Origin of the sequence: Cytobacillus oceanisediminis (genome assembly GCF_022811925.1) — a bacterium.
GTDB classification, from domain to species: Bacteria; Bacillota; Bacilli; order Bacillales; family Cytobacillaceae; genus Cytobacillus; species Cytobacillus oceanisediminis_D.
The window spans coordinates 4400034-4413571 of sequence record NZ_CP065511.1 but is presented as its reverse complement, the minus strand read 5'-3'; the positions used below and the strand labels follow the sequence as shown (position 1 = coordinate 4413571).

At 40.9% G+C, this 13538-nt stretch carries 16 protein-coding genes; 13 read left to right on the top strand and 3 right to left on the bottom strand.

Features of this window, described 5'->3' with window-relative positions; all coding sequences use genetic code 11:
• Positions 1-306 precede the first annotated feature (306 nt).
• The 8 genes from IRB79_RS22185 to IRB79_RS22150 are packed head-to-tail and all read left to right on the top strand — an operon-like array spanning position 307 to position 5375.
• Positions 307-822 (top strand): YqeG family HAD IIIA-type phosphatase, encoded by a 516-nt coding sequence (locus IRB79_RS22185; protein ID WP_243504962.1) that lies wholly within the window; start codon positions 307-309, stop codon positions 820-822.
• Positions 823-825: 3 nt separating this feature from the next.
• Positions 826-1932 (top strand): ribosome biogenesis GTPase YqeH, encoded by a 1107-nt coding sequence (gene yqeH / locus IRB79_RS22180; RefSeq protein WP_243504961.1) that lies wholly within the window; start codon positions 826-828, stop codon positions 1930-1932.
• Positions 1933-1979: 47 nt separating this feature from the next.
• Positions 1980-2819: a shikimate dehydrogenase gene (locus IRB79_RS22175; RefSeq protein WP_243504960.1), complete on the top strand. Its 840-nt coding sequence runs from the start codon at positions 1980-1982 to the stop codon at positions 2817-2819.
• Positions 2813-3103, top strand: a complete 291-nt coding sequence (gene yhbY, locus IRB79_RS22170; RefSeq protein ID WP_243504959.1) for a ribosome assembly RNA-binding protein YhbY — start codon at positions 2813-2815, stop codon at positions 3101-3103. The genes IRB79_RS22175 and yhbY overlap by 7 nt, the downstream gene beginning before the upstream one ends.
• A gap of 39 nt (positions 3104-3142) precedes the next feature.
• Positions 3143-3712, top strand: a complete 570-nt coding sequence (locus IRB79_RS22165) for a nicotinate-nucleotide adenylyltransferase (RefSeq protein WP_243504958.1) — start codon at positions 3143-3145, stop codon at positions 3710-3712.
• A complete protein-coding gene (gene yqeK, locus IRB79_RS22160; RefSeq protein ID WP_243504957.1) occupies positions 3702-4268 on the top strand; it encodes a bis(5'-nucleosyl)-tetraphosphatase (symmetrical) YqeK in 567 nt (188 codons plus the stop codon). The genes IRB79_RS22165 and yqeK overlap by 11 nt, the downstream gene beginning before the upstream one ends.
• 4 nt (positions 4269-4272) lie before the next feature.
• Positions 4273-4629 carry a ribosome silencing factor gene (gene rsfS / locus IRB79_RS22155; protein ID WP_221878426.1) on the top strand — a complete coding sequence of 119 codons (357 nt, stop codon included), beginning with the start codon at positions 4273-4275 and terminating at the stop codon, positions 4627-4629.
• The gene (locus IRB79_RS22150) at positions 4626-5375 is read left to right on the top strand and encodes a class I SAM-dependent DNA methyltransferase (protein ID WP_243504955.1); all 750 of its coding nucleotides are present in this window, start codon (positions 4626-4628) and stop codon (positions 5373-5375) included. The genes rsfS and IRB79_RS22150 overlap by 4 nt, the downstream gene beginning before the upstream one ends.
• An 83-nt stretch (positions 5376-5458) precedes the next feature.
• Here IRB79_RS22150 and comER read toward each other — a convergent pair whose 3' ends face one another.
• Positions 5459-6283, bottom strand: a complete 825-nt coding sequence (gene comER / locus IRB79_RS22145; protein ID WP_243504953.1) for a late competence protein ComER — start codon at positions 6281-6283, stop codon at positions 5459-5461.
• An 89-nt stretch (positions 6284-6372) separates the two neighbouring features.
• On the opposite strand from comER, the gene IRB79_RS22140 reads away from it, so the two are divergent.
• From IRB79_RS22140 to IRB79_RS22130, 3 genes are all read left to right on the top strand, one after another.
• Positions 6373-7014: a helix-hairpin-helix domain-containing protein gene (locus IRB79_RS22140; protein WP_243504952.1), complete on the top strand. Its 642-nt coding sequence runs from the start codon at positions 6373-6375 to the stop codon at positions 7012-7014.
• Between the two features lie 114 nt (positions 7015-7128).
• Positions 7129-7692 (top strand): ComE operon protein 2, encoded by a 564-nt coding sequence (locus tag IRB79_RS22135; protein WP_243504951.1) that lies wholly within the window; start codon positions 7129-7131, stop codon positions 7690-7692.
• Positions 7693-7762: 70 nt separating this feature from the next.
• Positions 7763-10093 (top strand): DNA internalization-related competence protein ComEC/Rec2, encoded by a 2331-nt coding sequence (locus IRB79_RS22130; RefSeq protein WP_243504950.1) that lies wholly within the window; start codon positions 7763-7765, stop codon positions 10091-10093.
• Positions 10094-10231: 138 nt separating this feature from the next.
• Here IRB79_RS22130 and IRB79_RS22125 read toward each other — a convergent pair whose 3' ends face one another.
• Positions 10232-10366, bottom strand: coding sequence for a YqzM family protein (locus IRB79_RS22125; protein ID WP_019382872.1), 135 nt, complete (start codon positions 10364-10366; stop codon positions 10232-10234).
• Between the two features lie 299 nt (positions 10367-10665).
• Here IRB79_RS22125 and holA point away from each other — a divergent pair, with 299 nt between their 5' ends.
• Positions 10666-11703: a DNA polymerase III subunit delta gene (gene holA / locus IRB79_RS22120; protein WP_243504949.1), complete on the top strand. Its 1038-nt coding sequence runs from the start codon at positions 10666-10668 to the stop codon at positions 11701-11703.
• Between the two features lie 144 nt (positions 11704-11847).
• On the opposite strand, the gene rpsT is transcribed toward holA, so the two are convergent.
• Positions 11848-12114, bottom strand: coding sequence for a 30S ribosomal protein S20 (gene rpsT / locus IRB79_RS22115; RefSeq protein WP_221878419.1), 267 nt, complete (start codon positions 12112-12114; stop codon positions 11848-11850).
• 268 nt (positions 12115-12382) lie between these two features.
• On the opposite strand from rpsT, the gene gpr reads away from it, so the two are divergent.
• Positions 12383-13510, top strand: coding sequence for a GPR endopeptidase (gene gpr / locus IRB79_RS22110; RefSeq protein WP_243504948.1), 1128 nt, complete (start codon positions 12383-12385; stop codon positions 13508-13510).
• The last annotated feature ends 28 nt before the right edge of the window (positions 13511-13538 follow it).

The following is a 13538-nucleotide window of genomic DNA, read 5'->3' as shown; positions in this document are numbered from 1 at the left end:
GTGGGAGAGCAGTTGGTTTTTGTCGAAAAATTTTTATTTTAAGCATAAATAACGCCTATTCCATGGAAATTTACTGAGTTTAGAGTGTCTTTCCCCATTTTGTGGAATCGTATAAAATAGAACAGCTGGATTAGATCCGCCAGTTTTTATTTTGAAAGAGCGGATGAAATTGGGTATGATGAAATCGGTGTTTTTCTATAGTGAAAACTCTGCTGAAGCTAATTTTTAATAAAGCCCGGGAGCTATTAGAGGGCTGAAAAACAATTTTGTTGGACCATACGAATAAATGATTGAGGTGTAAATATAGTGTTAAAGCAATTTTTGCCTGATCAGCATGTTAAAAGTATATTTGAAATAACTCCCCACAGTTTACTGGAAAAGGGAGTTAAAGGAATTATCACGGATTTGGATAATACATTAGTCGAATGGGACAGGCCAAATGCAACACCGAAGCTGATTAGCTGGTTTGAAGAAATGAAGCAAAGCAACATCAAGGTTACTATTGTGTCAAATAATAATGAAAATCGGGTTAAGGCTTTTTCTCACCCCCTTGATATTCCATTTATTTACCAGGCTAGAAAGCCAATGGGCAGGGCCTTCCGAAGAGCTCTATCAGAGATGGAGTTGAGAAAAGAAGAAACAGTTGTGATTGGTGATCAATTGCTGACTGACGTCCTGGGGGGAAATAGAAGCGGCTTCCATACTATTTTGGTCGTGCCTGTAGCACAAACTGACGGATTTTTTACAAAATTTAACCGGCTGGTGGAAAGACGAATATTAAATTGGTTCAGAAAAAAGGGAATGATTCAGTGGGAGGATTAATAAGTGAGTGAAGAGCAATTTGTTTGCATAGGCTGTGGAGTTAAAGTTCAAACAGAAAATCCTGAAGAGTTGGGCTATGCTCCTCAATCAGCTCTGCAGAAGGAAACGATTATTTGCCAGCGCTGTTTTAGGCTGAAACATTATAATGAAGTTCAGGATGTAAGCTTGACTGATGATGATTTTCTGAAGATCCTGAATGAAATTGGACAAAGTGATTCACTCATCGTGAAGATTGTGGACATCTTTGATTTTAACGGGAGCTGGCTTCCGGGGCTTCACCGTTTTGTAGGCAGCAATAAAATTCTGCTTGTCGGTAACAAAGTTGACCTTCTTCCAAAGTCGGTGAAAACAAACAAGTTGATTAACTGGATGAAGCAGGAATCAAAACAGCTGGGGTTGAAACCGGAAGAAGTATATCTGGCAAGTGCTGCGAAAGGGTACTCCATTAACGAGATTGCAGCAGCTATCGACCATTATCGGGAAGGAAAAGACGTGTATGTAGTAGGATGTACAAATGTAGGTAAATCCACATTCATCAATCGTATATTAAAGGAAGTAACAGGTGAGGGCGATGTCATCACAACTTCCCACTTCCCGGGCACAACTCTTGATATTATCGAAATACCTTTATCTGATGGAAAAGCTTTAGTAGATACTCCGGGTATAATAAACCATCATCAAATGGCCCATTATGTAGATAAAAGGGATTTAAAGGTTATAACACCTAAAAAGGAGATAAAGCCTAAGGTTTACCAGCTGAATGAAGGGCAGACTCTGTTCTTTGGCGGACTGGCAAGATTCGATTACATTGCTGGGGGCCGACGTTCATTTGTTTGCCATTTCTCCAATGAACTAACTATTCACCGCACCAAATCAGAAAAAGCCGATGAGCTATATCGGAATCATGCGGGAGAGATGCTCACACCTCCAAGAGAAGAACAGATGGAAACCTTCCCGGAGCTTGTGAAACATGAATTCACAATAAAAGAACCGAAAACAGATATAGTATTTTCAGGACTTGGCTGGATTACAGTAAATGAAGGCGGGGCCAAAGTAGCTGTTTATGTTCCTAAAGGAGTACATGCCATGATAAGGAAGTCTTTAATTTAGGCTGTGAACCTGGAGCTGCTTACGCTTTTCAAAAGGGGTGAGAAATTTTGAAAAAGCTGTTTGGGGTGATTGGGGATCCGATTTCCCATTCCATGTCCCCTGCTATGCACAATGATTTATTTAACGCTTACAGTATTGATGCACATTATCAGCCATTCCATATATCCAGGGAAAATCTGTCGGATTCTATTAAAGGATTCAGGGCAATGGGCATTGCGGGATTTAATGTTACAGTACCGCATAAGGAGGCTATCATCCCTCTTTTAGATGAACTGGACCCCCTGGCAGAGGCTATTGGAGCAGTTAATACAGTAGTTAATCAGGATGGAAAGTTAATAGGCTATAACACGGATGGGAGCGGGTATGTAAAAGGCCTGCTGAATCAAAAACAATCAATTAAAGATAAAAAAGTGCTCATAGTGGGAGCAGGCGGAGCTGCGAGAGCAATTTATTTTACAATTGCCAAAGAAGGTCCTGAGCTTCTGGACATTTGCAATCGGACTCCACAAAGGGCAGAACAAATTTTAAATGATTGCCCATTTCGGGTTCCTGCGCGGGTGCTGAACAGACAGGACGCAGAGGAAAGCCTGGAGACATACGATCTTATTGTTCAGACTACATCGATAGGGATGCATCCGGAAATTGGCCAAAGCCCGCTTACAGTACATAAGCTAAAGCCTGAAGCCTTTGTCAGTGATATCATATACAATCCTCTTGAAACAAGGCTTCTGATGGAAGCTGCTGCAAAGGGTGCGGGAATTCAAAATGGTATTGACATGTTTGTATATCAGGGAGCACTTGCTTTTGAGATGTGGACTGGCATTGGACCTGACATTGAAAGAATGAGACATAAAGTTTTAAATCAGCTGGGAGGTTTATCATGCTAACAGGAAAGCAAAAACGTTTTTTACGATCAAAAGCCCATCATTTAAACCCGATTTTCCAAGTGGGAAAGGGCGGGGTAAATGAAAATATGATTAAGCAAGTAGGAGAAGCACTGGAAGTCCGTGAATTATTAAAGGTTTCAATCCTTCAAAACTGTGAAGAAGACAGGGATACGGTGGCGCAGCAGCTGTCAAAAGGCGCAAAGGCTGATGTTGTACAAATCATCGGAAATATAATTGTTTTATATAAAGAATCGAAAGAAAACAAACAAATCGAATTGCCGTAAGTTTTTTAAGTGTAAAACTGGATGTATGGAGGAGTGTAAATGGAAAAAGTAGGCATACTCGGAGGGACCTTTAATCCGCCTCATTTAGGCCATCTCATCATCGCGAATGAGGTAATGTCTTCCCATGGTTTGGATGAAGTCTGGTTTATGCCGAACCATGAACCTCCCCATAAAAAGAGGTCTGATAATGTCAGCAGCAGTGATCGTACAGAAATGCTGAAACTGGCATTGCATAGTCATCCCGGCTTTAAATTGGAATTGATTGAGCTGGAGCGCGAAGGTCCTTCATTTACCTACGATACAATCAGGATTTTGAAGGAAAACTATCCTCAAACGCAATTTTATTTTATTATTGGAGCTGACATGGTTGAGTATCTGCCCAAGTGGCATAACATTGACAAACTTCTTGAATTGATTACCTTTATAGGAGTGAGGCGGCCATCTTACAATTTGCAGACTCCGTATCCGATTCTTTATGCTGACGTGCCGGAAATGGGGATATCCTCCAGTATGATCAGAAGCCGTGTAAAGGAAGGCGGAACTATTCGCTATCTGGTACCGGATGCTATAAGGAGTTATATAAAGGAGAATCATTTATATGAATCGTGAACAGGCTCTTTCAATCGTAAAGGAACAGCTGACTGAACATCGCTACCTTCATACAGTAGGAGTGATGGAAACAGCCATTAACCTCGCAGCGGAATATGGTGCTGATAAAAAGAAAGCGGAACTGGCGGCCATTTTTCATGATTATGCTAAGTTCCGTCCTAAGGAAGAAATGAGGGAAATTATCATTAAGGAAGGAATGCCAAGTGAGCTTCTGGAGTACAATAGTGAACTTTGGCATGCTCCTGTCGGTGCTTTTCTGACTGAGAAAGAAGCGGGAATTAATGATAAAGAGGTCTTGGATGCTATACGGTACCATACTTCCGGCAGGCCGGGAATGGCACTTCTTGAAAAGATCATTTATCTAGCGGATTATATTGAACCTGGAAGGCATTTTCCGGGTGTTGATGAAGTTCGTGATTTAGCGCAGACGAATCTGGACAAGGCTTTAATCAAGGCTGTCCAAAATACCATCATGTTTTTAATGAAAAAAGGGCAGCCGGTTTTTCCAGCGTCCTTCCAAACTTATAATGACCTTGTAATGAATAAGGAGGATTGATTAGATGAATGAAAATACATTGCTGATGACGGCAGTTAAAGCAGCGGATGATAAACGGGCAGAAGATATAACGGTACTTAATATGAAAGGCATTTCCCTGATTTCAGATTACTTTGTAATTTGCCACGGTAACTCTGATAAACAAGTGCAGGCCATTGCTCGGGAAATGAAAGAAAAATCTGAAGAACATGGGTTTACTGTTAAAAGAATGGAAGGTTTTGATGAAGCAAGGTGGATTCTAGTTGATATGGGTGATATAGTTGCTCATATTTTCCATAAGGATGAAAGAAGCTACTATAATCTGGAAAGACTTTGGGGCGATGCGCCGGTCGAGAACGTTCAGGGCATGCTTAACCAATGAGCTACGGAAAGTTCGCTTATCTCTATGACAGGCTGATGGAAGATGTCCCTTATGACAGCTGGATTAAATTGGTCAATGAAAAGCATGCGGAATTTAATGTTCCCGGCAAAAAACTGCTGGACCTTGCCTGCGGCACCGGGCAGCTTTCCATAAGGCTAAGTAAACAGGGTTATGAGGTTACTGGTGTGGACTTATCAGAGGATATGCTGGCTGTAGCACAGGCAAAGGCGGAACAGAACGGTCTGCAAATCCCCTTTTACCTGCAGAACATGGCAGAACTTGAAGGATTCAGCGAATTTGATATTATTGGCATTTTTTGTGATTCTTTGAATTATCTGGAGACGGAATCAGAGGTGAAAGACACCTTCATGCGGGTCCACACCCATTTGAAAAGTGATGGTCTTTTTATATTTGATGTCCACTCCATTTATAAAATCATGCAGATATTTATGAACCAGACATTTGCTGAAAATGATGAGGAAATTTCATATATCTGGCACAGCTATCAGGGTGAATACCCTAATTCTGTCGAGCATGATCTTTCATTTTTTGTCCTGGAAGACGAAACCGGAAAGTATGACCGCTATGACGAGCTTCACTTCCAGCGCACTTATCCTATTGATCAATATGAAAGCTGGCTTAGGGAATGCGGATTTGAACTGCTTGACATTTCAGCAGATTTTGAAGAGGGCCCTCCAGGCAGTCAGGCTGAACGAATCATTTTTATTGCAAAGAAAAGGAACTAATATATAAAACAGCCGGATTGACTGAAGCAATCCGGCTGCTTTTTTTAGAAAAAAGAAGGATTATTTCCATTAACATCGAATAGCTAATGGAGAGAGTACTGTTTTTTTACCTCAACAAGATCTTCGTCATACTTAGAATGTGTTGCCTGGAATAAGTGCTCAAATATTGTACCAAGCTCGCTTTCAAGAATTTTAATTCCCTCTCCTGTAATTCCTCCTTTGACGCATACCTTCTCCTGTAATGTCGGCAATGTATAAAAACCCTTTTTCAGTAAATCCCCAAGTCCGATCAGCATCTCTCCTGCAAGCTTTGTAGCTGTTTCTTTATCAATCTCCGTTTCTGCAACTGCCGCATTGATGAACCGCTGCGTCAAATAGCTGAAAAAGGCAGGTCCGCAGCTGACAATATCCGAAGAAACCCGGGTAATGTTTTCCTCGATAAAGACAGGCGTGGAGATGCTTTCAAAAAGCTTATTAAGTATCCCTTTCCATTTCTCGCTGCACTGTTCACCGAATGATAATAGCGAAACCCCTGATAAGGCCCGATTTGTTATGCTTGGAATCGCCCTGGCTGCTGAACAAGGCAGAATAGATTCAAGCTGTTTTACACTAATAGGGCTGGTTATTGAAACTACACATTTATCTTTTGACAGGAACGGCAAAATATCCTGAACGACATTATACACATCATGAGGCTTTACACAAATAAAGATAAGCGAAGATCGAAGTGCAGCCTCTCTTGCATTATTTACAACAGTAATATCCTGATGAGTTTCCTTTATTTCCATCGCTTTTGCCGCTGTCCGATTGGTAATCGTCATGGAGGATGGGGAAACGGTTCCTCCATCGAGGAAAGCCTCGGTCAGTATCCTCCCCATGTTACCTGTGCCAATAATTCCGATTTTCATTGCTTCATCCCTCCTTCAAAAGCAAGCTCTCTCATATAACGATATGTATCAAAAAAACATTTATTCCAAAAAGAAAGGATCGACCCTTAATGCCCGAATGGATAAAAACACATAAAATTTACTTTGCAGGAGCCGCGATTGCAATGGCTGCCTTCCTCTATTATTTTTTCATGCCTGTTCAAGAGAATGAAGTATTTCCTGAGATTGAACAGCCAGTTCTATTAAATGAAAATGAAGATGGTGATAAAGAAATAGAAACAGAAGGTGATGGACCGGCTGGACAGATGCCGCAGCCAATGAAGGCAGATATTAAAGGTGCTGTACAAAAGCCGGGAGTGTACGAAGCGGCAGAAGGTGACAGGGTAATCGACCTGCTGGAAAAAGCAGGCGGACTGACGGAAAAAGCAGATGGCACTAAAATCAATTTTGCCCTCAATATTACGGATGAGATGGTCATATATGTTCCGGAAAAGGGAGAAGTTCTCGAGGAGGCCACAGCGGGTGGAAATTTCGAGGCGAGGGGACAGCAAGATAACGGAAAGATAAATTTAAACCAAGCCGATGAATCGGAATTGCAGACATTGCCTGGTATCGGCCCGTCTAAGGCCGCAGCCATAATTGAACACCGCGAGACAAATGGATCCTTTAAGGATATTGCGGATTTGAAATTAATATCAGGGATAGGAGAGAAAACCTTTGAAAAACTTAAAGAACATATTAGTGTAAAATAATTTCATTCCATTGACCTTCATGAGCTTGAGGCTTACACTTATTGAGAGAAAAAGCTATGCTTGAATTCGGGGCATACACGCCTGTGAAAAAGACGGAAGGGGAGAGACTGCAAGATGGATCGGATTTCCTGGAACCAATATTTTATGGCACAAAGCCATTTGCTTGCTTTGAGGAGCACATGTACAAGGCTTGCGGTAGGGGCAACCATTGTAAGGGATAAGAGAATCATTGCCGGCGGCTATAATGGATCGATTGCCGGCGGTGTACATTGTATTGATGAAGGCTGCTATGTTATTGATAACCATTGTGTCAGAACCATTCATGCGGAAATGAATGCGATTTTACAGTGTGCAAAATTTGGGGTACCTACAAGTGATGCAGAATTATATGTAACCCATTTTCCATGCCTCCAATGCTGCAAAGCGATTATACAGGCAGGCATTAAAACAGTTTATTATGCACAGGATTATAAAAACCACCCTTATGGAATTGAACTCTTTGAGAAGGCTGGAGTGAAAACTGTGCAGGTAATAGCAGAAAAAGTGTCCTTTGATGACAGCAAACAAGAAAAACGTGATTTTATTGAAGAATTAATAAATGAGCTTGAAAAAAGCGGAAAAGATCTGGACTTGGTGAAAAGCTATAAAGAAACAAAGGACAAGCTTTTTCAGAATTAAAAACATTGAAGGAGTAACACCTGAAATAAAAAGGTCTTACTCCTTCCAAAAAATTAAAGGAGCAAATGATATGAAAGGCAGATGGATCTATGCAGCTGCTGCCTCACTACTGGGAAATTTGACATCTTTTTTTCATCCGGCTATTGCTATCGTTTTTTCTCTTCTGATTTTTTTCCTCCTAAAAAGAAATATTTTATCCTCCAAAAACGCAGCCATTCTGATAATGATTTACCTTGCCTTAATCATGCGCAATGAATTTGCATCGGAACAAAACAGGACAAGCCTTGCCGGAAATGAGAGCGAGTTCGAAATAACCATGAAAGAATCTGCAAAAATAGATGGAGACCTTCTTACAGTCTTAATTGAATTAGCCGATAAAAAAGAAAAGCTGGCAGCCAGGTATAAAATTAAATCCGAAACAGAAAAAAAGGTCCTTGCAGACCATCTGGGAACAGGAATGACATGCCGGGTAAATGGCACCTTACAGACTCCTTCAACATCCACCAATCCTAATTCCTTCAGCTATCAGGAATATCTAAACCACAACAGCATCTTTTGGATCCTCGAATTGGAACAGTTTAACCTCTCTGATTGCAGTTACCGTAAACGCAGCCCCGCATTAACCATTTTAAAAATAAGAGAGACGGGAATTCATTATATCCTGGACCAATTCCCTGAACAGACAGCTCCACTGGCTATTGCTCTTGTTTTCGGCGATCGTGATTTTATTGATCAGGATACCATTGCTTCTTATCAGAAAATCGGAATTATTCATTTGCTTGCGATATCCGGCCTTCATGTAGGAATGCTTGCTGGGATGTTCTTTCTTGCTGGTATACGTGCCGGAATCACCAGAGAAAAAATGACCAGCATCTTATTATTGATTTTGCCTTTATATGCAATCCTGACAGGGGCAGCACCATCTGTTCTGCGGGCTGTGTTTATGATGCTTCTGGTTTTGCTCGCAAAGAAGCTGAAAGCCCCTATTCAATTAACTGATGTTATCTCTATTGTGTTTATTGGCTACCTTTTTATCTCTCCTTATATCATCTATAATGCCGGGTTTCAGCTGTCGTTTGCTGTCGCCTTATCGCTTATCCTCTCAGCTCCCATCATCCTCAAAAGATTTTCTGAATCATACGCTGCTATCCTGGCAGTTTCTTTTGTTTGCCAGATGGCTGCCATTCCGATTCTTCTGTGGCATTTTTTTGAGGTATCGATTATTTCCATAATTGCCAATCTGATTTTTGTGCCTTTATATTCTTCCATAATCCTGCCAGGGGTGCTGATTCTTTTTATTCTTGATTTGTTATCAGGGGGGAAGGCAGATTTCTTGCTCAATGTATTTGATAAACTCATCAGTTTTCTAAATTGGATTGCTGAATTGCTTTCGGCCATTCCTAACTCGACCCTTGTCCTTGGCAGGCCATCCCTGATTATGCTGATCGTCTATCTGATGCTTATTCCCGCATTCTTTGCCGGCTGGGAAAGGTCCAAAAATAAAAAGGTTCTTATCAAGAGCGGTGTGCTTCCAATCCTTGCAATACTAATTCATTACTTGTCTAATGTGTATACTCCTGCCGGTGAAATTACATTTATAGATGTTGGGCAGGGTGACAGCATTCTGATAAAGCTTCCATATGGAAGAGGGAATTATCTGATAGATGCAGGTGGCACGCTTATGTTTGACACTGAGGATTGGAGGATGAGAAGCGATCCTTATGAAACAGGTAAGGATACGGTAGTGCCTTTTCTGAAAAGTAAAGGGATCAATAAAATAGATAAGTTTTTTTTGACTCACGGGGATATGGATCACATTGGAGGAGCATCTGCTGTGATTAGGGAAATGAGGGTAAAGTCTGTTGTGTTTTCACAGGGGGCGGAAATCTCAGAGGCTGAAAAGGATTTGATTGTTCAGGCTAAATTAAAAAAAAGCAATATTGTATTCACTAAAGCTGGAGATAGCTGGTCAAAAGGAGATTCCGTATTTCAAGTTTTGTCTCCATTTGGGGATCGGCTGGGGGACGTGTATACAGGGAAAAATGATGGCTCTATTGTCCTTTTTGCCAAAGTGGGGGGCTTAAACTGGCTGTTTACCGGAGATTTGGAGGAAAAGGGGGAAAGTCAGCTTATAAATTCTTATCCTAATTTGAAAATTGATGTTTTAAAAATTGCACATCATGGAAGCAAAACCTCCACAACAGATTCATTTCTGTCTGCTGTTAAGCCGAGGATTGCCGTTATTTCTGCAGGCAAAAACAACAGGTATGGGCATCCTCATAATGATGTAATGGGTAGGCTTAGTGACTTTAATGTGCATGTTCTGAGAACCGACAAGCAAGGAGCGGTTAGCTATGTTTTTAAAGGAAATTCAGGAACCTTTTCCGTTCAGCTTCCATAGTATATGTTAGAAATGCTTCAGCTTCCTGTCTGGACTTCATAATGATTAATCTCGACTACAGCCGCAAAAAAAGAGACTGCTGAGGCAGCCTCGATGTGTCAGCAATATTGTGACACAATTACTTACTTTATGTAGCCATTAAGCTCCTAAAAATTTAATGACTGTTGCAATAACAAATAACGTTGCGAAGAAACCGAATGATACGATGAATCCTACTCCAGAGTCGATGGCATCATTACGTTTGCTTTGGACGTTCTTTTCAAATTCGTTCACAGTCTACCCCTCCTATTTCCTATATAGTATAAGTCATTCAAATAAAAAAATCTAGAGTTCCCCTGCCCTTTTCCTGCAATAGCAGGAGTTGTCACAAATATGCCAGCACATCACGGGGAAAATAATAGAACAAAGGTGCACCGCAGCTTCCTGAGTATCCCGGGCCTCAGGCGGCAGCGTTCTATATAGATTGGAAATTGGCGTTCTTCTGGGCGCCAATTTCTTATGTCTTGTCAAATTGCCGCTGCTTCTTTAGGATATAAAGTGAATATAATGTAAGGCGAACGGAGAGAAATAAATTGGTTTTTGATATTTGGAAGCAGATAAAAGCGAAAAGTTTTGCTCCTATTTACTTATTATATGGAACAGAACCTTATCTTATAAACGAAACGAAGCAGCTTCTGATCAACAATGTGCTAAGCGAAGATGAAGCTGACTTTAATTTATCCTCTTATGACCTTGAGGAAACCCCAATCGATACAGCGCTTGAAGATGCGGAGACATTTCCGTTTATGGGGGAAAGAAGACTGATCTTTTTACATAACCCAATATTTTTAACATCTGAAAAATCGAAAGCTAAGCAGGAGCATAACCTGTCTAAGCTGGAAGCCTATATTAAAGCGCCTGCCCCGTATTCAGTGGTGGTATTCTCCTCAACTGCAGAAAAGCTGGATGACCGGAAAAAAATAACTAAACAATTGAAAAAAACTGCTGCAGTCCTTGAAGCAAAGAAACTAAATGAAGGTGAATTGAAAGCCTGGATCAGGGAACGGGCAGCACTTAACGGCGTGCAGATTGATGAATCGGCAGTTGAGCTGATATTGACATTGGCAGGCACCAACTTATTTATCTTGACAAACGAGATCGATAAATTGGCTTTATATGCGAATGACACGAAGCGAATCGATGAACAAATGGCAGAGAAAATGGTATCAAGGTCATTGGAGCAAAACATTTTTTCCCTTGTAGATAAGGTTGTTCACCGCAAAATAGAAGAAGCCCTGAGAATTTATTATGATTTATTAAAGCAAAATGAAGAACCAATTAAGATTTTATCTGTTATTACTGGGCAGTTCAGATTAATTTATCAGGTGAAGGAGCTTGCCAGGAGAGGCTACGGCCAGCAGCAGATTGCCGGCTATTTAAAAATTCATCCTTTCCGGGTGAAACTGGCGGCTGGACAGGCGCAGCTTTTTGCAGACGAAGAACTTGCAGCGATCATAAGCTTGCTTGCTGATGCAGATTACCAAATGAAAACTGGAGGCATGAATAAAACCATGCTGATTGAAATGTTCCTGTTTCGTCTGCAAAGTCAGGCTCTCAGAAAAAATCCTTAGAGAGATAGCGTCTTGCCCGCCTCTGACATCTTGAGGGCTGTGACAAAATTATTAATTCTGATGACATAAAAAAGCGGTCCAATTGGACCGCTTTTTTACGTAAAATAAAAGGCTATCCCTTAAGATAGCCGATATCTTCAAACATTACGCGTTTAAAGAGTTCATTTTTTTCATTAAACGAGACTTTTTACGGGCAGCAGCATTTTTGTGGATAAGACCTTTTGCAGCAGCTTTGTCTAGTTTACGAGCAGCATCAGCGAAAGATGCAGTTGCAGCAGCAGCATCGTTGTTTACGACCGCAGCATCAACTTTCTTAACAGCTGTACGCATTGCTGATTTAACTGTAGCGTTATGAGCGTTGCGAGCTTCGCTAGTTTTAACACGCTTAATAGCAGATTTAATGTTTGGCATTCCATTCACCTCCTGAAAAAGCATCGAGATTCTATAACTCGACATTCACATTCATTAACAATAATTAAGAACAAGTGATATTTTATCAAACACGGGGGCATAATGCAATACTCTGTAATCAAAATTACTGACCGCCATTATTAGGGAAGTTAATTCTTATTCTGCATGTTTTTGAACTTTAAAGGCAATGCTAGAATATATCCGAATTTTAGTATATTGTGTGTTATTTTCCAATAATCTAAAAAGCTGAGAATGTGAGGGATAAATTATGAAGGATTCAATAGATTTAAGCCAGTACTCAGTCCGAACGGACCTTGCCATTGAAGCCAGGGAAATGGTTATTTCTGATAGGCAGAAAGACAATATTCATCAGCAGGAGAACCTTTCCCAAATAGAAGGCGTAATAATTAAAGAAAAAGAAGAAAATGATATAAAAATTTCTTTTGTTGAAGTAACAAAAGAAGGTGCAGAGGCATTGGGGAAAAAAGAGGGAAAATATCTGACCCTTGAAGTGACGGGAATACGCCAGCAGGATACGGAGCTGCAGCACAAAGTGGAGTCTGTATTTGCAAGTGAATTCTCCCAATTTATTAAACAGCTGGGAATCAATGAAGATGCATCCTGTTTAATTGTCGGTCTGGGCAATTGGAATGTGACTCCCGATGCACTTGGTCCGCAAGTTTGCGAAAATTTGCTTATCACAAGACATCTCTATCAGCTGCAGCCTGAAAGCGTAGAAGAAGGTTATCGGCCAGTAAGTGCTATTTCTCCGGGAGTGATGGGCCTGACCGGGATAGAAACAAGTGACATTATTTATGGCATTGTTGAAAAAACAAAGCCCGATTTTGTCATTGCAATTGATGCTCTTGCTTCCCGATCAATTGAAAGAGTCAATTCTACCATTCAAATTTCGGATACAGGGATTCACCCTGGTTCTGGTGTCGGGAATAAACGAAAAGAAATCAGCAAAGAGACTTTAGGGATACCTGTCATAGCGATTGGAATCCCAACAGTTGTCGATGCCGTATCCATCACAAGCGATACAATTGATTACATCCTGAAGCATTTCGGCAAGGAAATGAAAGAAGGCGACCGTCCATCACGTGCTCTTGCTCCTGCAGGAATGACTTTTGGGGAGAAGAGAAAGCTGACAGATGATGACCTGCCGGAAGAACATCATAGAAAAACCTTTCTTGGCATGATTGGAACCTTGCCTGAAGAGGAGAAGCGGAAGCTTATTTATGAAGTGCTGTCTCCTTTGGGCCACAACCTTATGGTGACTCCAAAGGAAGTGGATGTATTTATAGAAGATATGTCAAATTTAATTGCTAACGGTTTGAACGCAGCACTCCATCAAAAAGTGAATCAGGATAATGCCGGTTTTTATACCAGATAGGAAATAACTGTTCTATCTTCTCTAGCAA